The sequence below is a fragment of the Nocardia rosealba genome, from assembly GCF_020216065.1.
GTDB classification, from domain to species: Bacteria; Actinomycetota; Actinomycetes; order Mycobacteriales; family Mycobacteriaceae; genus Nocardia; species Nocardia rosealba.
This window is the reverse complement of sequence record NZ_JAIWNA010000003.1, coordinates 473,796-495,950: the sequence shown is the minus strand read 5'-3', so window position 1 is coordinate 495,950 and position 22,155 is coordinate 473,796. Positions and strand designations below refer to the sequence as shown.

Genomic DNA, 22,155 nt, shown 5'->3' with positions numbered 1-22,155 from the left:
GGCGACACACCTGAGACGTAGGTTGCGAAACGCGGTGGGCGCGTCCACTCCTTCGCGCCGTCACCCGAGCGAGCATCAACGCCCAGGTTGTGCGACCCGGACTCGAACACCGGCGGCCCCAGCACGTGGCGGACGAGCCGCCCGGCGGATGCTGTGGCGGTGCGGTCGACTCGGATCGCACCGCCGCAGCGCGTGATCGGGCCTACTTCTTGCGCAAGGCCGACAGGAACATCGCGTCGGTGCCGTGGCGGTGGGGCCAGAGTTGGGCCGAGGGGCCTTCGCCGAGGTCGGTGACGCCGGGGAGCAGCTCGCGGGTGTCGAGTTGTTCGGCGCCGGTGCGGCGGACGAAGTCGGCGACCACCGCGAGGGTTTCGGACAGGTGCGGGGAGCAGGTGGAGTACACGACCACGCCGCCGGGGCGTAGGAGATCCCATGCGGCGGTGAGGAGTTCGCGTTGCAGAGTGACCAGTTCCGGGACGTCGGCGGGGATGCGACGCCAGCGCGACTCGGGGCGGCGGCGCAGTGCGCCCAGGCCCGTGCAGGGAGCGTCGACCAGGATGCGGTCGTAGCCGGGTTCCAGACCTGTATCACGCCCGTCCTTCACGTGCACCGTGACGGGCAGGTCACGGGTGGACTTGCGGACCAGTTCGGCGCGATGCTCCGACGGTTCCACCGCGTCGACGGTGAACAGGTCGATCGCGGCCAGGGCACCGAGCAGCGCCGCCTTTCCGCCGGGCCCCGCGCACAGGTCGAGCCATCGGCCCTGGTCGGGGCCTTCGAGGGGTGCCCGGCTCAGGGCCAGCGCCACGAGCTGAGAACCTTCGTCCTGCACCGCGGCGATTCCCTCGCGCACCGGTTCGAGCTGACCGGGATCGCCGCCGTCGAGGTACACCGCGTACGGCGACCAGCGACCTTCCTCGCCGCCGGTGACCAACGCCAATTCCTCGGACGTGATCTCACCGGGACGCGCGACCAGGTGCACCACCGGACGTTCGTCGTCGGCGGCCAGCAGGTCGGACAGTTCACCCGCCTGCGCACCGAGGGCGTCGGCGAAGGACTGGGCGATCCAGGTGGGGTGCGCGAATTCGAAGGCGAGCTTGCCGACCGGATCGGCCGGTGCCAGCTCCGCGATCCACTGGTCGGCGGTCTTCTCCCCCGCCCGGCGCAGCACCGCGTTCACGAAACCGGCACGGCCCTGGCCGAATTCGGCACGGGCCAGATCGACGGAGGTGTCGACGGCGGCATGCGCGCCGGTCCGCGTGCGCAGCAGCTGGTAGACGCCGAGGCGGAGGATGTCGAGGATCGGCCCGTCGATCTCACCGACCGGACGGCCCGCGCACGCCGCGATCACGGCATCGAGCTGCCCCTGCGACCGGCACGCTCCATAGGTGAGCTCGGTCGCGAACGCGGCATCACGCCCGCTGATCTTGCGCTCCCGCAACAACTTCGGCAGTACGAGGTTGGCGTAGGCGTCACGTTCACGCACCGCCCGCAACACGTCGAGGGCCACCTCCCGCGCCACATCCACCGGCTCACCCCGCCGCTTGCGCGGACTCGGCACACTCGGATCCGGCCGATCGGCCCGCTGCCGTTCACTCCGCTGCCCGGCCGGCTTACCGCCACCCTGGCGCGCGCTACCGGAACGACTGCTGTCACCGGTACGGTCGCTTCGCTTCCCGCCGCGCGAGTCCCGCGAATCGCTGTCGCGTCCCGAACGGCCGCCCGGTTCGGCCGACTGCCCACCCCGAGATTCGCCGTCGCGTCCGAAACGGCCGCCGTCTCCCCCTCGATCGGTCGGCTGCCCGCCGCGCACGCCCCGCGTATCCCCTTCGCGCACACCGCCGGAACGGCCGGAATCGTCGGATCGTCCAGGGCCACCGCTTCCGCGCGAATTGCCCTGGCGTTCAGCCCTTTCCGATGAAGCACGCCGTTCCGTGCCGCCGTCCGCACGCCTGCCGGATCGCTCAGCTGCGCCGTCGGAGCGACCGAAGTCCCCACCGCGCGGCCGATCACTGGCACCGCGATCACCCGCATCGCGATTGCCCCGCGAGGTGCCGGGCCGATCGGCCGGGTCATACCCGCGGGCGGCGCCGGAGCGGTCGTCCGCGTCGCGTCCGCGACCGGCAGCGGGGCGCCGGGTGTCGTCGGTGCGCGCAGGACCGCGACGGTCGTAGTCCCATCCTCGGGACTCGCCGTCGCCACGACGCGGGCGACGGTCGTCCTCGGCGCGGGGGGCCTTGTTGTCGCGACCCTTGGCGGCGCGGGCGGCCCAGCCACCGTCGACGTTCTTGCCCGTGATCTTGCGGTCGTCGCGAGGTGCGGCGCCGCTGCGCTGGTCGGCTTCGCGGCGACGCCTGCGGTCGGAGGCGCTCATGCCCGCATCCCGCTGACGCTCGGCTCCGCCATGACCGCCTGGGCGGCTGTGCTCATCGTTCGCTCGCTCATCCGATCACCGTGCCCGGTGCGAGACGGGCGCCGCGCGCCCAGTCGAGGGCGTTCATCATCTTCTTGCCGGGTGGTTGGACCTGGCCGAGGCGGACCGCGGTGGTCGACGTGCCGACGAAGACGCCGGATTTGCGCACCTCGATCTCGCTTTCGGGCAAGGTTTCCTCCACCAGCTCCACCGGGCCGAGTTTGAGGCGCAGCCCGTTCACCTCGGTCCACGCGCCGGGCGCCGGGGTGACGGCGCGGATGTGGCGGTGGATCGCCAGGGCGGGCTCGTCGAACCGGATGCGGCTCGCTTCGACGGTCACCTTCGGCGCGTAGGACACGCCGTCGTTGGATTGCGGAATCGCTTGCAGCGTCCCGTCTTCGACACCGTCCATGGTCTTCTCGAGCAGCACCGCGCCCGCCTCGGCGAGCCGCGCGAGCAGCTCACCCGAGGTGTCGGTGTGGCCGATCTTCTCGGTCATCACGCCGTAGACGGGTCCGGTGTCGAGCCCTGCCTCGATCTGGAAGGTGCTGGCACCGGTTATCTCGTCACCGGCGAGGATGGCGGCCTGCACCGGCGCCGCGCCACGCCACGCGGGCAGCAACGAGAAGTGCAGGTTGATCCAGCCGTGCGCGGGAATGTCGAGGATCTGCTGAGGCAGCAGGGCGCCGTAGGCCACCACCGGGCAGCAGTCCGGCGCGAGCTCGGTGAGCGCCTCGACGAACTCCGGATCCGAAGGCTTGCGTGGGGTGAGCACCGGGATGCCGTGCTCGTCGGCCAGCAGGCCGACCGGTGAGCGCATGATCTTGCGCCCGCGACCGGCGACCGCGTCGGGCCGGGTGACCACCGCGACCACCTCGTGGCGTTCGCTGTCGAGCAGCCGCCGCAGCGAGGGAACAGCAGGTTCGGGGGTACCAGCGAAGACGAGACGCATCAGCGGCCACCGCCGACACCGCTGGATTCGCGCACGGTGACACCGGCACGGAACCAATCGGATTCGCGGATGGTTCGCATCGCTTCTTTGCGGTCGGCCTGCTCGAGCCGGTTCACGAACAGCACGCCGTCGAGGTGGTCGTGCTCGTGCTGCACGCACCGCGCCAGCAGCCCGTCGGCGTCGAATTCGACCGGCGCGCCGGTCTTGTCGACGCCGGTGACGCGCACCCGCAGCGCCCGGCGCACGTCGTAGCGCACGCCGGGGATCGACAGGCAGCCTTCCGGCCCGACCTGCTCGTCCTCACCGATCGCGGTCCACTCCGGGTTCACCACGTGCCCGGCGGCGTCGCCGGTGTCGTAGACGAACACCCGCAGCCCCACGCCGATCTGCGGCGCCGCCATCCCGACGCCGCCGTCGTCGTGCATGGTCTCGGTGAGATCGGTGACGAGCTGCGCGAGCTCGGCACCGAACTCGGTGACCTCGTCGGCACGTGAGCGCAGGATGGGATCGCCGAACAGGCGAACGGGCTGAATGGTCACGGCGGCTCCCGGCTGGACGATGTGCGGTCGTCCCATTCTAGAGACCCGCCGGGGTGGTTCCGACCGGCGCGGCCGTCAGGAGTTGCCTGCGATGATGACCTGCGGGATGCCCGTCCCCAGCGGCACCGGCGTGCAGACGGGCGCGGGCCGGGCCGGGTCGAGCACCCGTAGCAGCAGTTGCTGCACGAACGGGTCGTAGACGAGGTTGAAATGCCCGGTCAGGTCGTCGGGGCACAGGTCCTGCAGGACGAGGTTCTCCGCGCCCGGACCGCGCAGGGCGATGTTCTCGAACGGCTGGATCATCTCGTCGACTCGACTGCCGACAGTGACGTAACGGACACCGGGCACGGTGTCGCCGCCCGCGTTCAGTTCGACCATGATCGGCTCGCCCTGCGCCTGCTGGACGGCGGCGGTCGAGGTCACCTTCGCGTACACATCCATCATGCCGGGCACCGCCTGGCCGACCGGTACGAGGCCGTACATGACGCCACCGTAGCTCGGGGAGGCGAGCCCCACCCAGGTGTTCACCACGTCGGCGCCGCCGAGCTTGTTGACGTAGTACCGGCTGACATTGGCCCCCTGCGAGAAGCCGACGAGATCGACCTCGGCCGCCCCGGTCGCGGTGCGCACCTGCTCGACGAAGGCGGCGAGCTGGGCGAAGCTGACGCGCATGTCCTCGGTGCCGTAGGTGTCGGCGCCGGGCGCACCGCCGTAGTTCAGCGCGAACACGCAGAAGCCGGCCGCCACGAGTTGCGGGCCGATACCCGACCAGTCGGAGTAGGCACTCGAGTCGGTACCGTGGACGAGCACGACCGGGCGCGGGTGCTCGCCACTCGGCGTACAGCCGAAGTTGTTGACGCCCAGGGGAACCGCGTCGGGATGGTCACCGATGTAGCGGGCGGCGGCCAGGTGGTCGAACTGTGCCGGACCCGGTTGAGTCGGGACGATTGCCGGACGGTAGCCCGGCGGTTCGGCGGTGGCGATCGGGGCGAGTGCCGCCCCGATCACCGCCGCGCAGGCGAGCGCCGTGCGCGACACCGCCCTTCCCCATTGTGATGATCCCCAACCCCACAGACCTCGCGGTTGTTCCATACCCCAATGATTTACTCCATTGCCTGGGCAAAAGCACCTCGAAAAGGGGGTTCACACCGCCCTCATTTATCGGGGGTTGCGTCACCGGTGGCGGGGACATCGTCCTCGGCGAGGATCCGGTACAGCGCCCGGCGGGTCTCGGTGAGCACCTCGGCCGCGCGCGCGGCTTGCTCCGGTGTGCCGACCTGGGCGACCTGACCGACCGCACCCATCACCTGGCCGACGAGGCCACGCAGATCGAGTGCCTGGGCGCCGACATCCTGCCGGACCTCGGCCCAGGGGTCGCCGAGCTCGTCGCGCTCGGTCTCGACATAGGCCTTGCCCGCCTCGGTGAGTTGCGCGGTTTTACGACCGGCCACCTTCTCGATGAGGACCAGCCCCTCGTCCTCGAGCTGGGCCAATGCCGGGTAGATGGAACCCGGACTCGGACGCCAGATGTCGTCGCTGCGCTCGCGGATCTGCTGGATCAGTTCGTAGCCGTGCATGGGTCGTTCGGCGAGCAGCAACAGGACGGCGGCGCGGACGTCACCGCGCCTGCCCCGGCCGCCGCGACCACGTCCCCGGCCGAAGCCAGGTCCGAAACCGGGACCGAAGCCCGGGCCGAAGCCGGGTCCGAACTCCGGACCGTGACCGTGGCGGCCACCGCGCCGGAAGTGCCTGCGGTCGGGCCCGAATTCCGGGTGCCCCTGACCGCGTCCCCGCTCGAAGTGTCCGAATTCTCTTTGTCGATCGTCGTGCATAACAGCCTCCTCGGCATGTTCGTTTCCATTTGACGTTATCGACGATATATCGGCAATGCATCTAGCGCAAGGGTGTTCTCGCTGTGCGCCGCCTCACGGCAGCACCGGATCACCCCTCCCCGCGAGTGCGGTGGGGTTGCGGAAGGTGAGCGAACTACTCGGCGGCCACGGCGACCGGCTCGCTCACCGTGGTCGAGGGCGAGCGTCGGCGGTCGTTGCTGATGGCGGTGATCGTGGCGGTGCCGAGTTTGCCCCGGCGGTCGTAGAGGACGGCACTGCTCACCGAGACGCCCGCATGGGAGGTGTGGTCGAGGGCTTGCAGACCGACCTCCACGCCCTCGGGGAGGCGCGAGAGACTTAGGGTCATGTCGGCGTTGATGTAGCCGACGCCGTGCGAACCCCAGTGGCAGACGAGGTTGGTGAGGTCGCCGCTGGCGGCGGCGCGCTGGAAGGGCGAGAACGGCTGACCCGCGACGAGGGTCGGCAGGTTGTTCCAGGTGACCTTGCGTTCCGCGTCGCGGGCGGTGCGGAAATCGGTGAGCCATTCGCCCGCACCGGATTTGAACAGCGGTGCGGCGCCGCCCGGCTCGTCGATGCGCTGCTCGGGGACGGGTAGTTCCAGATCGGGCTGCCAGATGGTGCCGGGCGGGTCGTCGGTGGCCGCGAGGAAGGTGACGGTGGCGCGGGAGCGCGTCTGGCCCTGCTGCACGAGCCGGACATCGGCGACCTTGATGCGGTTGCCGTCGCGCACCACTTCGCTGCGCAGCGAGATCGGGTCGGTCGTCACCTGCTGAAACAGGTCGACGGTGAACCTGGCCGGCACGAAACCTTCGCCAGGACTGTGCTTCTCGGCCTCCACGGCGAGCAGACCGCACACCGCGACACCGTGCAGCTGATTGGGCGACCAGCGGCTGATCGCCACTTCTGTCGGCACGAACTCACCGTCAGACATCCTGAAGAACTCCACCACGGTCCTCTCCGCAGGCCCGCCGCACGTCATCGGGCAGGGTCATCCGGTCTTACCACAGCACCGTCTTCTCCCCCGACCTCGGTGGCCGCGAACCGGCAGAAACGACTTGTCCGTGCCCGGGCCTGATCAGCCCCGCCCGGCAACCTCATCGATCCACCGTTTCAGCCGGTCACCCTCGGTAATCATCAGGTCGGGATCACGAAACGTGTTGGTGATCAAGGAAATTCCTTGATAGGCGGCCACGAAGGCCACGGCGAGTTCGGCCGCGTCCGCCCTTCCGAGTTCGGTGAATTGATCACGCGCCCAATCGATCAGGAGGCTCATCAGCCGCGCCGGTTCGCCCCCGAAACCGTCGGGTCGCTTGTCGAGTTCGGCCGCGAGCGAACCGGTCGGGCAGCCGAAGCGGGCGGCGAGTTCACGCTGGTCCACCCACGAGTCGACCATCGCCTTCAATCGCCCGGCCGGTGTGGGCAACGGCGCGAGCTTCGCGACCACCTCGGCCAGCGTGCTCGCATGGGTCTCGATGACGGCGTGGACGAATTGATCCTTGGTCTTGAAGTAGTAGTAGACGTTGCCGACCGGGACATCGGCCGCGGTGGCGATATCGGCGATGGTCGTCTTCTCGATGCCCTGCTCGTAGAACACCCGCGCGGCCGCCTCGACGAGACGTTCCCGCTTCCCCGCTCTCGGGGCACCTCGCGTTGGTGAGTCAGTCATGCAACTAACTATAGACACGGTGGCGACCTCGGTGCTATGTTCTTTTTAGTCAGCCAACTAACTCAGGAGTGATCATGATCGTTGTCACCGGTGCGACCGGCAATATCGGACGTCAGCTTGTCGAGGTACTGCACTCGGCGGGAGAAGCGGTTCGTGCGGTGTCGCGCGGAACCACGCCCGTCGACCTGCCCGCAGGCGTCGAGCACGTCGTCGCCGATCTCGGCGACCTCGACAGCCTCTCCCCCGCCCTCGCCGGTGCGGACGCACTGTTCCTGCTCATCACGGGTGAGCAGCTGATGAGCGGACCGGAGCCGGAACAGGTGCTGAAGACGGCGTCGGCGGCCGGTGTGCACCGGGTGGTTTTCGTGTCCTCCCAAGGCGCGGTCACCCGCCCCGATTCCGCCGGGTACGCGCGAACGATCGCCTTCGAGCAGGCCCTCGCGGCCTCGGACCTCGAATGGACCGCGCTGCGACCGGGCGCGTTCAACTCCAACACCTTCGCCTGGCTGGAATCCGTTCGCACCGCCCGCACGGTCGCGGCTCCCTTCGGCGATGTCGGCCTGCCCTCGGTCGATCCCGCCGATATCGCCGCCGTCGCGGCCGCGGCCCTGCGCGAGGACGGCCACCACGGCCACGCCTACACGCTCACCGGCCCGGCCGTGGTGACTCCGCGCGAACAGGCAATCGCCCTCGCCGAGGCGATCGAAGAACCGATCACCTTCGTCGAGCTCACACCCGCCCAGGCGAAGCAGAACATGCTGCACTTCATGCCGGAACCGGTCGCCGACCACACCCTGACCATCCTCGGCACACCGACTCCCGAGGAGCAGCAGGTCAGCAATGATATCGAGCGGGTACTCGGGCGCCCGGCCACGTCGTACGCACAGTGGGCGCGGCGCCACAGCGCGATGTTCCGCTGAACCCGCCGCGGCTCATACCGGGTCCGCGCGGGGTTCGACCCGATCAGGCGCCTCGGCCCTCGTCGCGATGGCATGCGCCCGTGGCCCCCAACGGCGACGCGTCGACTTCATTGCGCTTCCGCCAGTCCGGCGATGCACCCGACTTCTCGGCACAGATCGCTGTCGAGTGCAGGGCCAACCATTGTCGGGCGATCCCCACGGGGTGACTGCGGGTCTGATTCAGTTGATGTCCTCGGGTCCAACGTGGAAGGGCCCGGAATCGGCCCGCCCGCATCAGTCGACATCCACCAGGCCGAGGCGGATGGCGCTCGAATCGGTCCGGGCGAGGTCAGCCGATGTCGACCGGGTCGATCTGGACTCGGAGGGGGGCGTCGGAGCGGTGAGAGCTGCGGACGCCCTGGGCTGCGACGAGGGCGCGGGACAGGGGGGCCGCCGAGGAGCGGGGCACACGCAGGAGCATGCGTTCCACTTCGGCGGGTTCGTCGGCGCCGGAGAACGGTTTGCGAGCCGTGGGCGGGAGCGGGACGGGGCCGAGGATCTCCACCTGGTCGGGCAGTTGGGCGGCCTCGAGCAGTTCGGTGATCGACTCGGTGGTTCCGTCGACGGCGGCCATGCGGACAGCCGGGGGGAACCCCACCTCGGCGCGGGCTTCGAGCTCGGCGGCGGCGTGGTTGACCGGGTCCCAGCGGACCAGGGCCTGCACGGTGGGCAGGGACGGTTCGGCCATCACGATCACCTGGCCACGGGGGCGGACCATGGCGGCGGCACCCATCCAGCGGCGCAGGGTGTCCTCGGCGGCACGCAGGTCGGCGCGACCCAGCAGGGCCCAGCCGTCGAGGAGCAGCGCGACGCCGTATCCGCCGCGCACCAAGGGTTCGGCGCCGACGGTCGCGACCACGACCTGGGCGCCCGGCTCCACGGTGTCGAGCATGTCGCCGCCCCCGGATGTCCGGATCGGCACACCGGGGAAGGCCCGGCCCAGCTCCTCCGCGGTGCGGGCGGCGCCGATCACCATCGCCCGGAGTGCGCGGGCCCCGCACGCCTGGCAGCGGAACGCCGCCTCCGTGATGCCGCACCATTTGCAGTGCGGACTGGCTGCTTCACCATTGTTCGAATGGGGTAATGCCAAGGGCCCGTTGCAATGTCGGCAGCGCGCGGGGGTTCGGCATTTGGCACATGCCAGCGACGGCACATATCCGCGGCGGGGCACCTGAACCAGCACGGCCGCGTTCTCTTTGATCGCGGCACGGGCGGCGGTGAAGGCCACACCGGGGATGCGTACGGCTCTGGCCAGCGCGTCGCGTTCCAGCGCGAAGTCGCTGTCGCCGGGGGCGCTGATCCGGGGCATCACCGCGCGCAGGGTCGCACGCTCAGCGAGAAGGTCATGGGCCCAACCGGTTTCGACAACCGCCTGGATCTCGGCGGTGCGCGCGAAACCGGCGGCCACGAAGGCCGCACCTGTCTCGTGGGCGCGCAGCATCGCGACCTCCCGCGCGTGCGGATATGGTGCGCGCGGTTCGGCGTAGGTGTCGTCCCCGTCGTCCCAGATGGCGATCATGCCGAGGTCACGAACGGGCGCGAACACCGCCGCCCGCGTACCGACCACGATCCGCGCCTGCCCCCGCAACACCGACAACCACCGCCGGTACCGCGCCGCGGGCCCCAACCCCGCCGACAACCCGACCGCCGAATCACCCACCAGCCGAACACATTCCGCGAGAAGCCGGTCCAGATCCCGCTGATCGGGCACCATCAACACCGCCCCGCGCCCCGCCGCGACCACAGTCGCCGCCAACTCGGCCAACCGTGCCGCCCAGTCCTCCCCCGGCATCGCCTGCCACGCCGCCCGAGGCCCCTTCCCCTGCCGCAACGCCGCCACGAACGCCCCGCCGTGCAGATACCGCTCCCAGGCCGACACGTCGACATCCACTGCCGATTCCGCTGTGGCTGAATCGGTCTCGGCCCCGACGGCGGCAGATCCAGTCACACCGCCGCCGAAACCTGACTCGGCGGCGACCGGACCCGACGCAACAGAACCACCCGCGGCGGTGTACCCAGCCGCAGGGGAACCATGTGCGTCGGCAGCGCGGTCGGATTGAGCGGGCCCAGCGCTGGATTCGGCTGCCGCACTCGATGATTCAGTCCCGGCCTCGGAAGGTCCAGGCATGGCGCCGTCGGATGTCGGCGGCTCGGCGGTCGCGCCGACTGATGTGGCCGTGACGTGGAGGGCCTGAACGGATCCGGGGGCTGCGCCCTTGTCCGTGCCGCGCGTTTCTCCCTCGCGGGCGGCGGACTTCTTCGATGTGGTGGCTGATGCCCCGCTCGCCTCGGTGCGGGCGTGGCGGGGTGGGATGGCCAGGCGCAGGACGTCGGCGCGGGTGCCTGCGTAGCGGGCGGCGACGGTGGTGGCCAGGCGCAGGATTTCGGGGGTGAGGACGCGTTCCGGGGAGACCACGCGCTCGAGCTTCACCATTTTGCCGGTGTGCTCGGTGGACGAAAGGCGTTGCAGGAGATAGCCGTCGACGAGGCGGCCGGCGAAGCGGACGCGCACGCGCACACCGGGCTGGGCGATCTCGTCCAGTTCGGGCGGGACGAGGTAGTCGAAATCGCGGTCCAGGTGCGCGGGCGACAGCAGCGGGAGCACCCGGGCGATCGGGTGTCCCGCTGCTGTCGATGGTTCGTCCGCGGTCACGCGGGCCGTGGGTACTACAGGCCGACGGCCGCGCGCAGCTTGTCGGCGCGGTCCGTGTGCTCCCAGGGCAGGTCGACATCGGTGCGGCCGAAGTGACCGTAGGCCGCGGTGGGCGCGTAGATCGGGCGCAGCAGGTCGAGATCGCGGATGATCGCGCCCGGACGCAGGTCGAACACCTCGGAGATGGCGGTCGAGATGCGGGTGGGGTCGACCTTCTCGGTGCCGAAGGTCTCGACGAACAGACCGACCGGGGCAGCCTTGCCGATGGCGTAGGCGACCTGCACCTCGACGCGGTCGGCCAGGCCGGCGGCCACCACGTTCTTGGCGACCCAGCGCATGGCGTAGGCGGCCGAACGGTCGACCTTCGACGGGTCCTTGCCGGAGAACGCGCCACCACCGTGGCGGGCCATGCCGCCGTAGGTGTCGACGATGATCTTGCGACCGGTGAGACCGGCGTCACCCATCGGGCCACCGAGCACGAACTTGCCGGTCGGGTTGACCAGCAGGCGGATGTCGGAGGTGTCGAGCGACGGGATCTCCAGATCGCCGATGACCGCCTCGACGACCTTCTCGCGGATATCGGGTGCCAGCAGGTTGTCCAGGTCGATATCGGCGGCGTGCTGGGTGGAGATGACGACCGTGTCGAGGCGGACCGGGCGGTCACCGTCGTATTCGATGGTGACCTGGGTCTTGCCGTCGGGCCGCAGGTAGGGCAGCACGCCGGACTTGCGGACCTCGGTGAGCTTGCGCGAGAGCCGGTGCGCGAGCGCGATCGGCAGCGGCATGAGCTCGGGAGTGTCGGTGGTGGCGTAGCCGAACATCAGGCCCTGGTCGCCCGCGCCCTGGCGTTCGATCTCGTCGTCGGACCCGCCGACGCGCGCCTCGTGCGAGGTGTCGACACCCTGGGCGATATCGGGCGACTGCGCGCCGATGGCGATGTTGACACCGCAGGAGTTGCCGTCGAAACCCTTTGCGGAGGAGTCGTATCCGATCTCGAGGACCTTCTCGCGCACGATCCGCGGGATGTCGGCGTAGGCCGACGTGGTCACCTCGCCCGCGACATGGACCTGGCCGGTGGTGACCAGGGTTTCCACCGCGACGCGGCTGCCCGGATCCTCGGCGAGCAATGCGTCGAGGATGGAATCGCTGATCGCGTCACAGATCTTGTCCGGATGGCCCTCGGTCACAGACTCACTGGTGAATAGCCGACTACCTGTCGTACGCACAGTTATTCCCTCTCCCTCAACGGGTTACTTCTCTTCAGACTATTCCAAACCACCGACAAGGTGGCGGGTTAGGACAACCCACACCACGAACACACCCGTGCGCGGTACACTGCGCGAGATCGTTGCGGCGCAACGGTTTTCGCGCACGAAACGGCGGTTTTACCCGGTCAGCGCAGCAGCGGCACGAGCGCATCGAGCACCCGGCTCGCCAGCAGTGCCTTGGAACCGTGATCGAGTGCCACCTCGGTGCCGTCGGCCCCGAGCAGCCACCCGTCGTTGGTGTCGACCTCGAACGCCTTGCCCTCACCCACGGCGTTGACCACGAGCAGGTCGCAGCCCTTGCGGGCCAGTTTCGCGCGGGCGTGGGTGAGCACGTCACCGTTGTCGTCCCCGGTCTCGGCGGCGAAACCGACGATCGCGGTGCCGTCGAGCCTGCCCTCGGTGCGGGCGTCGACCAGACCGGCGAGGATATCGGCGTTCTTGGTCAACGGGATCACGTCGGGTTCGTCGGCGCCCTTCTTGATCTTCGCTGCCGCCACATGGGTCGGACGGAAATCGGCGACCGCGGCCGCCATGACGACCGCATCGGCGCCCACGGCGTGCTTGTCGACGGCCGTCTTGAGCTGTTCGGCGGTGGTGATGTGGACCAGCTCGACCGCGGCGGGCGGGGCGAGCTCGATGGTGTTGCCCGCGATCAGCGTCACCTGGGCGCCACGCTGGGCGGCGACCCTGGCCAGGGCGTAGCCCTGCTTACCGGAGCTGCGGTTGCCGAGGAAACGCACCGGGTCGAGAGGTTCTCTCGTCCCGCCTGCGGTGATCACCACGCGACGACCGGTCAGGTCGCGGGGCAGTGCGTCGGCGCGCTCGAGCAGCAGCGAGGCCAGACCGAAGATCTCCTCCGGTTCCGGCAGCCGTCCTGGACCCGTGTCGGCACCGGTGAGCCGGCCCGACGCGGGTTCCATGACGTTGGCGCCGTGCGCGCGCAGCGTCGCGACATTGGCCACCGTCGCCGGATGCTCCCACATCTCGGTGTGCATCGCGGGTGCGAACAACACCGGACATCGGGCCGTCAGCAAGGTGGCGGTGAGCATATCGTCGGCGCGCCCCTGGGCGGCGCGAGCCATCAGATCCGCGGTGGCGGGGGCGATGACGACGAGATCGGCCTCCTGGCCGATCCGCACATGCGGCACCTCGGGCACGTCGGTGAACACGTCCGTGTGCACCGGCTGACCGGACAGCGCCTCGAAGGTCGCCTTGCCGACGAACTGCAGCGCCGCCTCGGTGGGAATGACCCGCACCTGATGCCCGGTCTCGGTGAAACGGCGAACGAGGGCACACGCCTTGTAGGCGGCGATGCCCCCGCCGACCCCGACGACGATCCGCATGGTCTCTACGCCTCCCGGCTGGGGATTGTCACTCGCCCTCGGTGTGTTCGAGCAGGTCGGAGTGGATTTCGCGCATGGCGACCGACAGCGGCTTCTCCTGCAGACCCGGCTCGACGAGCGGGCCGACGTACTCGAGGATGCCGTCACCGAGCTGGTTGTAGTAGTCGTTGATCTGCCGGGCGCGCTTGGCCGCGTAGATCACGAGGGCGTACTTGGACGAGGTGCGCTCGAGCAGCTCATCGATCGGCGGGTTGGTCAGGCCGATGGGAGTGTCGTACGCGGGTGCAGCGGTGATGTCCGTGCTCACTAGGGGAGGCTCCTGCGGTTTAGTGGGTCAAGAACTCGAATTTGTGCTAACGAACAAGGATACCAACTGCTCGCAGGCGGTCGTCACCTCGGCGTTCACAATGACCGTGTCGAACTCGTCACGTGCGGCCAATTCGACCCGGGCGGTCTCGAGCCTGCGCTCGATCACCTCGGGGGTCTCGGTACCGCGTGAACGCAGCCGCGAGACCAGTTCTTCCCAGCTCGGCGGGGCGAGAAACACCAGCAGCGCTTCCGGCATCGCCTGCCGGACCGACCGCGCACCGGCCAGGTCGACTTCGAGCAGTACCGATCGTCCGGCGTCCAGTGCCTCACGCACCGGCGCCGCGGGGGTGCCCGATCGCTGCAACCCCCCATGGATGTCCGCCCATTCGAGCAATTCGTCCGCCTCGATCATGGCGTCGAAATCGGCTCGGGAAACGAAGCGGTAGTCGCGTCCGTCGACCTCACCGGGCCGCGGGGCCCTGGTGGTGGCCGACACGCTGAAAACCAGCTCGGGCAGACGTTCCCGCACGCACCGCACGACCGTGGACTTGCCGACGGCCGAGGGGCCGACCAGTACAACCAGTCGGCCCTTCCGCGTGTGTTGTTCGACCACCTGGATCAGGAGTCGAAGTCGAAGCGAGCCAGCAGCGCCTTGCGCTGACGGTCGCCCAGGCCACGGAGACGCCGGGTGGGGGCGATCTCCAGCTCGGTCATGATCTCGGCGGCCTTGACCTTGCCCACCTTCGGCAGAGCCTCGAGCAGCGCCGACACCTTCATCTTGCCGAGGATCTCGTCGGATTCGGCGTCGGTGAGGACCTGCTTCAGGTTGGTGCCGCCTCGCTTCAGGCGCTCCTTGAGCTCTGCCCGAGCGCGGCGAGCGGCAGCCGCCTTCTCCAGAGCAGCGGCGCGCTGCTCGTCAGTCAGCTGGGGAAGGGCCACGGGTTCCTCCGTCTCATCGTTCATTGCTAGATCTACCGCCGGTTACCCGGACGGTCTGTGCGACCGTACCCACGGTGCCCGCCGATTGCGAACCCGACCCCCAGGTCAGGGGCGGATTACGGATGCCGTATGGCGCGCGCGGGCATGATGCGGCGAGGTCGGATTCCCGCCATCCGATCGTACCGCCGAATTCTGAAAACACGTCTGGACCTGCGGTTATACCGTTTTGGGCGATGTTAGCCACTCGGTAGCGTGAGCACGGTCGGCCGGTCCGGCAAACCCGGTGCGGCGCGACCAGCGACTTTCCCGAATTTATGCGCGTGTCGCACGTTTTCGTACCGCGTGTCGTCACTTCCGGGCACGAAATCGGTCCAGCACAGCCTCGACGGCGGTCGCGGTCACGTCGTCGATCCAGTCCGGAATCGGGGCGGCGCGGGCGATGTAATCGCGGACCAATCCGTACGGAATCGCCTTCACCGCAGCCTCGGCGACGGCCCGGGATTCGTCGTCGACGACGCCGAATTCGGTCGACACGGCGGCCAGCAGCGCGGCCTGCATCTCGTCGTTGACGCTCGCGATCGCGGCGCGCAACTCCTCGGGCCCCACATCGAGCAATTGTTCCCGATGGAACATCTTCATCGCCCTGGCCTCGGTGGGCCGCTCACGGCAGTAGCGAGGCAGGAAGACGGCTGCCGACAGCAACGGCTCGGGACCGCGCAGCGCGGCGACGAAACCCTCATGGAAGCGCCGGATCGAACGCAGCCACAAGCGAGCGAGGAGTTCGTCACGTGAGGCGAAACGCACGTAGATGGAGCCGGAGTGCACGCTCGCGGCCTTGCTGATCGCGGCGATCGACGGCCTGGTCACGGCCGGGTCGGCGAGCAGGTCACGGGCGGCGTCGAGCACCTGATCGTCGGTGAAGAGACGGGGTCTTGCCACCGCGTCAGCCTAGTGGCACAGTTTATGAATATGAATTCAAAAACTCGTTTTCCGGTCGCCGGAGCGTCGTTGATCTTCATCGCGGGCGTGCACACGGTCATGGGCATCGCATTGCTCGCGGCGAGTGATCAGGACACGGAGCTGTCGTTCTGGTTCACCCTGTTCGGCGTGGTCGGCGTCGGCCTCGGGCTGGCCATGATCGACCTGGAACGGGCGCGCGGGTTCGTGCCCGCCCCGGTGCTCGGCACGCTGGCGCTGGTGACGGCGTGCGGGCTGATCTACCAACCGCTGTCGGGGTTCGTCACCTTGCTCGTCCCGGTCGGAGTCGGCGCGTTCGGTTGGTGGCGGGCCAGGAACGCTCTCGTCGCCGCCTGAACGCGTCGATCCACCCAGACCATCCGGAACTCGAAAACAATTGCGCCAGAGGCCATTTCGGCGCCATTACGGGGGTACGACAACGGAGCCGGAGCGGCTCGCACGCCACTCCGGCTCCGTCACAGCAGATGTCAGGCCTGCAGGAAGGCGAACTCCTCCTGCAGCTGAGCGGTCTTGTCGCACAACGCCGTCACCGATGGGCCGGCGTTGAGCACCTCACGCGACACATTCGGGACCACCGCCGACAGGTTCGCCGCGGGGACGAGCGCGCGGATCGAGTCCGCTCCCCCACCCTGGGCACCCACTCCCGGCATGAGAATGGGCCCGTTGAGCTTCGACAGGTCGGGCGCCTCGGTGAGCGTCGCGCCGACGACGACACCGACGGAGCCGAATCCGTCGCCCGTGTTGCGTGCGGCTGCCTCGTCGACCATCGTCTGCGCGATCGTTCGCCCGTCGGCCGCCACGATCCGCTGCAGCTGCGCCCCTTCGGGATTCGAGGTCGCCGCCAGGACGAACACGCCACGGTTGTTGGTCTCGGCCAGGCTCAGCGCCGGCTCGAGTGATCCGAAACCGAGGTACGGCGAGACCGTCACAGCGTCGGAACCGAGCGGCCCGTCACCGAGCCAGGCGTGCGCGTAGGCGTCCATGGTGGAGCCGATATCGCCGCGCTTGGCGTCGGCGAGCACCAGGGTGCCCGAGGCGCGCAGCACCGAGATGGTGCGCTCCAGAACCGCGATACCGCCCGAACCGTAGGTCTCGAAGAACGCGACCTGCGGCTTCACCAGGGCGACGCGACCGTCGAAAGCCTCCACACAGATCTCGGCGAACGCCTCGAGCCCCTCGACGTCTTCGCCGAGCCCCCACGCCCGCAGCAGGGCGGGGTGGGGGTCGATGCCGACGCACACCGGACCGAACTGCCGCATGGCGTGCTGCAACCGGTGACCGAATGTCATGTCAGCCACGCAGTTTCGAGTGCAGTTCCTGCAGCGAACGCACCCCGAGACCACCGTTGATGCCGGCCTCGATGCCCTGCACCGCGGCCGCCGCGCCCTGCACGGTGGTGATGCACGGGATGTTCGCGCCCACCGCGGCGGTGCGGATCTCGTAGCCGTCCACGCGAGGACCCGAGTTGCCGTAGGGGGTGTTGAACACGATGTCGATCTCGCCGTCGCGGATCTGCTCCACGATGGAGGCCTCCGGCATGCCGGTGGCCGGATCGGTGGTCGCCGGGTCGGAGTGCTTGCGCACCTGTTCGCAGGGAATGCCGTTGCGGCGCAGGGTTTCCGCGGTACCCGCCGTGGCGAGGATGCGGAAGCCGAGGTCGTGCAGGCGCTTGATCGGGAACACCATGGCGCGCTTGTCGCGGTTGGCGACCGACACGAACACCGTGCCCTGGGTGGGCAGCGAGCCGTAGGCGGCGGCCTGGCTCTTGGCGAAGGCGGTGCCGAAGTCGGCGTCGATGCCCATGACCTCGCCGGTGGACTTCATCTCCGGGGAGAGCAGCGAGTCCACGCCGGTTCCGTCGGCGCGACGGAACCGGTGGAAGGGCAGCACGGCTTCCTTCACCGCGACCGGCGCGTCGAGCGGCACGTGGCCGCCGTCGCCCTCGGGTGGCAGCATGCCTTCCTTGCGCAGTTCGGCGATGGTGGCGCCGAGCATCACCCGGGCGCACGCCTTGGCCAGCGGCACCGCGGTGGCCTTGGACACGAACGGCACCGTCCGGCTGGCGCGTGGGTTGGCCTCGAGGACGTAGAGCACGTCGTCCTTGAGGGCGTACTGCACATTGAGCAGGCCCTTCACGCCGATGCCCTTGGCCAGCGCGATGGTGGAGCGGCGCACGGCCTCGATGTCGCTGCGGCCCAGGGTGATCGGGGGCAGCGCGCAGGCGGAGTCACCGGAGTGGATGCCCGCTTCCTCGATGTGTTCCATCACGCCGCCGAGGTAGACCTCCTCGCCGTCGCACAGGGCGTCGACGTCGATCTCGATGGCGTCTTCCAGGAACCGGTCGACGAGCACCGGGTGGTCCGGATTGAGTTCGGTGGCGCGGGAGATGTAGCCCTCGAGCGACTTCTCGTCGTAGACGATCTCCATGCCGCGCCCGCCGAGCACGTAGGACGGGCGGACCAGCACCGGGTAGCCGATCTCGGCGGCGATCTTCTTGGCCTGCTCGACCGTGGTCGCGGTGCCGTACTTGGGGGCGGGCAGGCCGGCGGCGACGAGCACGTCACCGAATTCGCCACGGTCCTCGGCCAGGTCGATCGCGGCCGCGGAGGTGCCGACCACCGGGACACCGGCGTCGGTGAGCCGCTGCGCCAGACCGAGGGGGGTCTGGCCGCCGAGCTGCACGATGACACCGGCGACGGTGCCCGACTCCGACTCCGCGTGGTACACCTCGAGCACGTCTTCGAAGGTCAGCGGCTCGAAGTAGAGGCGGTCGGCGGTGTCGTAGTCGGTGGACACGGTCTCGGGGTTGCAGTTGACCATCACGGTCTCGTACCCGGCGGCCGAGAGTGTCTGCGCCGCATGGACACACGAGTAGTCGAACTCGATGCCCTGACCGATGCGGTTCGGGCCGGAGCCGAGGATGATGACCTTCTCGCGCTCACGCTGCGGCGCGACCTCGGACTCCGCGCCGGGATCCAGCTCGTAGGAGCTGTAGTGATACGGCGTCTTCGCCTCGAACTCGGCGGCGCAAGTGTCGACCGTCTTGTAGACCGGCCGCACGTTCAGGCGATGGCGCAGCGAGCGCACGCCCGATTCACCGGCGAGCTCGGGCCGCAGCGCGGCGAGCTGACGGTCCGACAGGCCGTAGTGCTTGGCCTGACGCAGCAGGTCTTCGTCGAGGACGGGTGCGTCGAGCACCTCCTGGCGCAGCGCGACCAGTCCGGCGACCTCGGCGACGAACCACGGGTCCACTCCGGAGGCCTCGGCGACCTCTTCGATCGAGGCGCCGTAGCGCAGCGCCCGCTCCACCTGGTAGATGCGGCCTTCGGTCGGCACACGCAGGTCGGCGAGAATCGCGTCGATGGCCTCGCGTACCGAGGCCGGGTCGCTGGGATCCTTGGGCGCCCACTGCCCGTCCTCGGCGGTCCAGAAGCTGGCCGCCTTGGTCTCGAGCGAGCGCAGCACCTTGCCGAGGGCCTCGGAGAAGTTGCGGCCCATCGACATCGCCTCGCCCACCGACTTCATGGTGGTGGTCAGCGTGGCGTCGGCACCGGGGAACTTCTCGAACGCGAACCGCGGCGCCTTCACGACGACGTAGTCCAGGGTCGGCTCGAAGCAGGCCGGGGTCTCGCCGGTGATGTCGTTGACGATCTCGTCGAGGGTGTAACCGATGGCCAGCTTGGCGGCGATCTTGGCGATCGGGAAGCCGGTGGCCTTCGATGCCAGCGCCGAGGAGCGCGAGACACGCGGGTTCATCTCGATGACGATCAGGCGACCGTCCTTCGGGTCCACCGCGAACTGGATGTTGCAGCCGCCGGTGTCGACGCCGACCTCGCGCAGGATGGCGATGCCCAGGTCGCGCATCTTCTGGTACTCGCGGTCGGTGAGCGTCATCGCGGGGGCGACGGTCATCGAGTCGCCGGTGTGCACGCCCATCGGGTCGACGTTCTCGATGGAGCAGACGATGACCACGTTGTCGCGGCCGTCGCGCATGAGCTCGAGCTCGAATTCCTTCCAGCCGAGGATGGACTCCTCGATCAGGACGTTCGCGGTGGGCGAGGCCGACAGGCCGCCACCGGCGATGCGGTCGAGGTCTTCCTCGTTGTAGGCCATGCCCGAGCCGAGGCCACCCATGGTGAAGGAGGGGCGGACGACCACCGGGTAGCCGAGTTCGGCGACGGTGTCGCGCACCTCGTCCATCGTGTAACAGACGGCGCTGCGGGCGCTCTCACCGCCGACCTTGGCGACGATGTCCTTGAACTTCTGCCGGTCCTCGCCGCGCTGGATGGCGTCGAAGTCGGCGCCGATCAGCTCGACGTTGTACTTGGCGAGCACCCCGTTCTCGTGCAGCGCGACCGCGGTGTTGAGCGCGGTCTGCCCGCCGAGGGTGGCCAGGATCGCGTCGGGGCGCTCCTTCTCGATGACCTTCTCGACGAACTCCGGGGTGATCGGCTCCACGTAGGTGGAGTCGGCGAACTCGGGGTCGGTCATGATGGTCGCCGGGTTGGAGTTCACCAGCGACACGCGCAGTCCCTCGGACCGCAGCACCCGGCACGCCTGGGTACCGGAGTAGTCGAATTCGCACGCCTGGCCGATCACGATCGGGCCAGAGCCGATCACCAGGATGTGCTTCAGATCCTCGCGGCGAGGCATCAGGCTCCTTCCATGAGACCGGCGAAACGGTCGAACAGATATGCGGCGTCGTGCGGGCCTGCGGCGGCCTCGGGGTGGTACTGCACCGAGAAGGCGCGACCGTCGATCAGTCGCACACCCTCGACGGTGCCGTCGTTGGCGCAGACGTGGGAGACCTCGGCCTTGCCGAAGGGCGTGTCGAACTGCTCGCCCTTCTCGCCCTCCAGGGCGAAGCCGTGGTTCTGCGCGGTGATGGAGATGCGGCCGGTGCCCTCTTCGATGACCGGGATGTTGATGCCCCGGTGGCCGAACTTCATCTTGTAGGTCTCGCGACCCAGTGCCCGGCCGAGGATCTGATTGCCGAAGCAGATACCGAACAGCGGGATCCCGCGCTCGAGCACACCCTGGGTGAGCGCGATCGCGCCGGTCTGGGTGGCCGGGTCGCCGGGGCCGTTCGAGAGGAACACACCGTTCGGGTTCAGCGCGAGGATGTCGTCGAGGGAGGTGTTCGACGGCACCACGTGGGTGCGCACACCGCGTTCGGCGAACATGCGCGGGGTGTTGGTCTTGATGCCGAGGTCGACCGCGACGACGGTGAAGCGGTGGTCACCCACCGGCTCGATCGTGTACATGCCGTCGGTGCTGACCTCTTCGGCCAGGTCCGCGCCGAGCATGGACGGCTGACCGTTCACGCGGGCGAGCAGTTCCTCGTCACCGGCGAGGGCGGCGCCGGAGAAGATGCCCGCCTTCATCGAGCCGCGGGTGCGCAGGTGGCGCACGACCGCGCGGGTGTCGATGCCGGCGATGCCGACCACGTTCTGCTTGTCGAGCTGATCCTGCAGGGTGCCGGTGGCGCGCCAGTTCGACGAGATCGTCGACGGGTCGCGCACGGCGTAGCCGGCGACCCAGATCTTGCCGGACTCGTCGTCCTCGTCGTTCCAGCCGGTGTTGCCGATCTGCGGGGCGGTGGCCACCACGATCTGGCGGTCGTAGCTGGGGTCGGTCAGGGTCTCCTGGTACCCGGTCATCGCGGTGCAGAACACCGCCTCACCCAGGGTCTGCCCCTCGGCGCCGAAGGCCGTACCGCGGAACACGCGGCCGTCCTCCAGCACAAGGGCTGCTTTGGTCTTCGTCATTCATCGTCTCCCGTCGTCACCCTGGTCGCATCCGCGGTCCATGCCGGGTACACCGTCTTGTCGTCGCCCCGGAATCCGGTATCGATCTCGGTTCCGGTCGGCAGTGTCCAGCGAATTACCAGCACACCATTGTCCGTCATCACTTTGCCCGCGTGTCCGCGCTCGGTGCGCACGGCCGTCACGGATTCCTGGGGAATCCAGATCGGCGTCGCCCCGTCACGTTCGAGCAGGATCCCGCGTTCGAACCGCGTCAGTTCGGCGGTCGCGCGGAACCCCAGGTCACCGACCGCGATCCGGTTCTGCCAGCTGGGCGCGAAGGTGCTGCCCAGGTACAGGCCGGTGGTCGGCTCCAGCAGTTGCGCACCCAGTTCGGCGGGCACGGTCGGCAGGTCACCGATCCGCGACTGCTGGCTCGCGGCTTTCTTCTGCCAGGCCCGGTACATCAGCCACAGGCACAGTACGAATACCGCCAGCAGCCCGACTACCCACAGCGTTCTCTCCACGTCCTGGCCTCC

At 69.0% G+C, this 22,155-nt stretch carries 20 protein-coding genes; 2 read left to right on the top strand and 18 right to left on the bottom strand.

Annotation, left to right across the window (positions count from 1 at the left end; all coding sequences use genetic code 11):
- Nucleotides 1-202 precede the first annotated feature (202 nt).
- The 7 genes from LDL21_RS15780 to LDL21_RS15750 all read right to left on the bottom strand — a co-directional run bounded on the left by LDL21_RS15780 (nt 203) and on the right by LDL21_RS15750 (nt 7,423).
- Nucleotides 203-1,561 carry an RsmB/NOP family class I SAM-dependent RNA methyltransferase gene (locus LDL21_RS15780; protein WP_225280832.1) on the bottom strand — a complete coding sequence of 453 codons (1,359 nt, stop codon included), beginning with the start codon at nt 1,559-1,561 and terminating at the stop codon, nt 203-205.
- Nucleotides 1,562-2,441: 880 nt separating this feature from the next.
- A complete protein-coding gene (gene fmt, locus LDL21_RS15775) occupies nt 2,442-3,365 on the bottom strand; it encodes a methionyl-tRNA formyltransferase (protein ID WP_225280664.1) in 924 nt (307 codons plus the stop codon).
- Entirely contained in the window at nt 3,365-3,904 is a 540-nt protein-coding gene (gene def, locus LDL21_RS15770; protein WP_225280663.1) for a peptide deformylase, read from the bottom strand. Before def ends, fmt begins: the two co-directional genes overlap by 1 nt.
- Nucleotides 3,905-3,979: 75 nt before the next feature.
- Nucleotides 3,980-4,996: an esterase/lipase family protein gene (locus LDL21_RS15765; protein WP_255675058.1), complete on the bottom strand. Its 1,017-nt coding sequence runs from the start codon at nt 4,994-4,996 to the stop codon at nt 3,980-3,982.
- Nucleotides 4,997-5,058: 62 nt separating this feature from the next.
- Complete coding sequence (locus LDL21_RS15760) at nt 5,059-5,736, bottom strand: PadR family transcriptional regulator (protein ID WP_067636049.1); 678 nt, start codon at nt 5,734-5,736, stop codon at nt 5,059-5,061.
- A 154-nt stretch (nt 5,737-5,890) separates the two neighbouring features.
- On the bottom strand, nt 5,891-6,688 hold the full coding sequence (locus tag LDL21_RS15755) for a thioesterase family protein (protein ID WP_225280662.1): 798 nt from the start codon (nt 6,686-6,688) through the stop codon (nt 5,891-5,893).
- A gap of 144 nt (nt 6,689-6,832) precedes the next feature.
- Nucleotides 6,833-7,423: a TetR/AcrR family transcriptional regulator gene (locus tag LDL21_RS15750; RefSeq protein ID WP_225280661.1), complete on the bottom strand. Its 591-nt coding sequence runs from the start codon at nt 7,421-7,423 to the stop codon at nt 6,833-6,835.
- A gap of 74 nt (nt 7,424-7,497) precedes the next feature.
- Between LDL21_RS15750 and LDL21_RS15745 the strand changes: the two genes are divergently transcribed.
- Nucleotides 7,498-8,343, top strand: coding sequence for an SDR family oxidoreductase (locus LDL21_RS15745; protein ID WP_225280660.1), 846 nt, complete (start codon nt 7,498-7,500; stop codon nt 8,341-8,343).
- A 328-nt stretch (nt 8,344-8,671) separates the two neighbouring features.
- Here the strand turns inward: LDL21_RS15745 and LDL21_RS15740 are convergent, their stop codons facing one another.
- The 7 genes from LDL21_RS15740 to LDL21_RS15710 all read right to left on the bottom strand — a co-directional run bounded on the left by LDL21_RS15740 (nt 8,672) and on the right by LDL21_RS15710 (nt 15,833).
- Nucleotides 8,672-11,035, bottom strand: coding sequence for a primosomal protein N' family DNA-binding protein (locus tag LDL21_RS15740; RefSeq protein ID WP_225280659.1), 2,364 nt, complete (start codon nt 11,033-11,035; stop codon nt 8,672-8,674).
- Nucleotides 11,036-11,049: 14 nt separating this feature from the next.
- Nucleotides 11,050-12,261 (bottom strand): methionine adenosyltransferase, encoded by a 1,212-nt coding sequence (gene metK / locus LDL21_RS15735; RefSeq protein ID WP_225280658.1) that lies wholly within the window; start codon nt 12,259-12,261, stop codon nt 11,050-11,052.
- A 167-nt stretch (nt 12,262-12,428) separates the two neighbouring features.
- The gene (gene coaBC / locus LDL21_RS15730; RefSeq protein WP_225280657.1) at nt 12,429-13,646 is read right to left on the bottom strand and encodes a bifunctional phosphopantothenoylcysteine decarboxylase/phosphopantothenate--cysteine ligase CoaBC; all 1,218 of its coding nucleotides are present in this window, start codon (nt 13,644-13,646) and stop codon (nt 12,429-12,431) included.
- A gap of 28 nt (nt 13,647-13,674) precedes the next feature.
- Nucleotides 13,675-13,953, bottom strand: a complete 279-nt coding sequence (rpoZ, locus tag LDL21_RS15725) for a DNA-directed RNA polymerase subunit omega (RefSeq protein WP_067493623.1) — start codon at nt 13,951-13,953, stop codon at nt 13,675-13,677.
- Between the two features lie 27 nt (nt 13,954-13,980).
- Nucleotides 13,981-14,568, bottom strand: a complete 588-nt coding sequence (gene gmk, locus LDL21_RS15720; protein ID WP_174550285.1) for a guanylate kinase — start codon at nt 14,566-14,568, stop codon at nt 13,981-13,983.
- 5 nt (nt 14,569-14,573) lie between these two features.
- Complete coding sequence (mihF, locus tag LDL21_RS15715; RefSeq protein ID WP_030203531.1) at nt 14,574-14,894, bottom strand: integration host factor, actinobacterial type; 321 nt, start codon at nt 14,892-14,894, stop codon at nt 14,574-14,576.
- A gap of 348 nt (nt 14,895-15,242) precedes the next feature.
- Nucleotides 15,243-15,833, bottom strand: a complete 591-nt coding sequence (locus LDL21_RS15710; RefSeq protein ID WP_225280656.1) for a TetR/AcrR family transcriptional regulator — start codon at nt 15,831-15,833, stop codon at nt 15,243-15,245.
- Between the two features lie 30 nt (nt 15,834-15,863).
- On the opposite strand from LDL21_RS15710, the gene LDL21_RS15705 reads away from it, so the two are divergent.
- The gene (locus tag LDL21_RS15705; protein ID WP_225280655.1) at nt 15,864-16,208 is read left to right on the top strand and encodes a DUF6463 family protein; all 345 of its coding nucleotides are present in this window, start codon (nt 15,864-15,866) and stop codon (nt 16,206-16,208) included.
- 131 nt (nt 16,209-16,339) lie between these two features.
- On the opposite strand, the gene pyrF is transcribed toward LDL21_RS15705, so the two are convergent.
- Genes pyrF through LDL21_RS15685 form a run of 4 tightly spaced genes read right to left on the bottom strand, consistent with a single transcriptional unit; the run spans nt 16,340 to nt 22,143 of the window.
- Entirely contained in the window at nt 16,340-17,161 is an 822-nt protein-coding gene (gene pyrF, locus LDL21_RS15700) for an orotidine-5'-phosphate decarboxylase (protein ID WP_225280830.1), read from the bottom strand.
- A gap of 1 nt (nt 17,162) precedes the next feature.
- Nucleotides 17,163-20,525, bottom strand: a complete 3,363-nt coding sequence (gene carB, locus LDL21_RS15695; RefSeq protein WP_225280654.1) for a carbamoyl-phosphate synthase large subunit — start codon at nt 20,523-20,525, stop codon at nt 17,163-17,165.
- The gene (gene carA / locus LDL21_RS15690) at nt 20,525-21,640 is read right to left on the bottom strand and encodes a glutamine-hydrolyzing carbamoyl-phosphate synthase small subunit (RefSeq protein WP_225280653.1); all 1,116 of its coding nucleotides are present in this window, start codon (nt 21,638-21,640) and stop codon (nt 20,525-20,527) included. The genes carB and carA overlap by 1 nt, the downstream gene beginning before the upstream one ends.
- Nucleotides 21,637-22,143: a PH-like domain-containing protein gene (locus LDL21_RS15685; RefSeq protein ID WP_225280652.1), complete on the bottom strand. Its 507-nt coding sequence runs from the start codon at nt 22,141-22,143 to the stop codon at nt 21,637-21,639. The genes carA and LDL21_RS15685 overlap by 4 nt, the downstream gene beginning before the upstream one ends.
- Between the last annotated feature and the right edge of the window lie 12 nt (nt 22,144-22,155).

What these genes read in the sequence shown, in the direction of transcription:
- fmt (WP_225280664.1), bottom strand. Translation starts at nt 3,365, where the DNA reads ATGCGTCTCGTCTTCGCTGGTACCCCCGAACCTGCTGTTCCCTCGCTG.
- LDL21_RS15765 (WP_255675058.1), bottom strand. Translation starts at nt 4,996, where the DNA reads ATGGAACAACCGCGAGGTCTGTGGGGTTGGGGATCATCACAATGGGGA.
- LDL21_RS15760 (WP_067636049.1), bottom strand. Translation starts at nt 5,736, where the DNA reads ATGCACGACGATCGACAAAGAGAATTCGGACACTTCGAGCGGGGACGC.
- LDL21_RS15755 (WP_225280662.1), bottom strand. Translation starts at nt 6,688, where the DNA reads ATGTCTGACGGTGAGTTCGTGCCGACAGAAGTGGCGATCAGCCGCTGG.
- LDL21_RS15750 (WP_225280661.1), bottom strand. Translation starts at nt 7,423, where the DNA reads ATGACTGACTCACCAACGCGAGGTGCCCCGAGAGCGGGGAAGCGGGAA.
- LDL21_RS15745 (WP_225280660.1), top strand. Translation starts at nt 7,498, where the DNA reads ATGATCGTTGTCACCGGTGCGACCGGCAATATCGGACGTCAGCTTGTC.
- coaBC (WP_225280657.1), bottom strand. Translation starts at nt 13,646, where the DNA reads ATGCGGATCGTCGTCGGGGTCGGCGGGGGCATCGCCGCCTACAAGGCG.
- LDL21_RS15705 (WP_225280655.1), top strand. Translation starts at nt 15,864, where the DNA reads ATGAATTCAAAAACTCGTTTTCCGGTCGCCGGAGCGTCGTTGATCTTC.
- pyrF (WP_225280830.1), bottom strand. Translation starts at nt 17,161, where the DNA reads ATGACATTCGGTCACCGGTTGCAGCACGCCATGCGGCAGTTCGGTCCG.
- carB (WP_225280654.1), bottom strand. Translation starts at nt 20,525, where the DNA reads ATGCCTCGCCGCGAGGATCTGAAGCACATCCTGGTGATCGGCTCTGGC.
- carA (WP_225280653.1), bottom strand. Translation starts at nt 21,640, where the DNA reads ATGACGAAGACCAAAGCAGCCCTTGTGCTGGAGGACGGCCGCGTGTTC.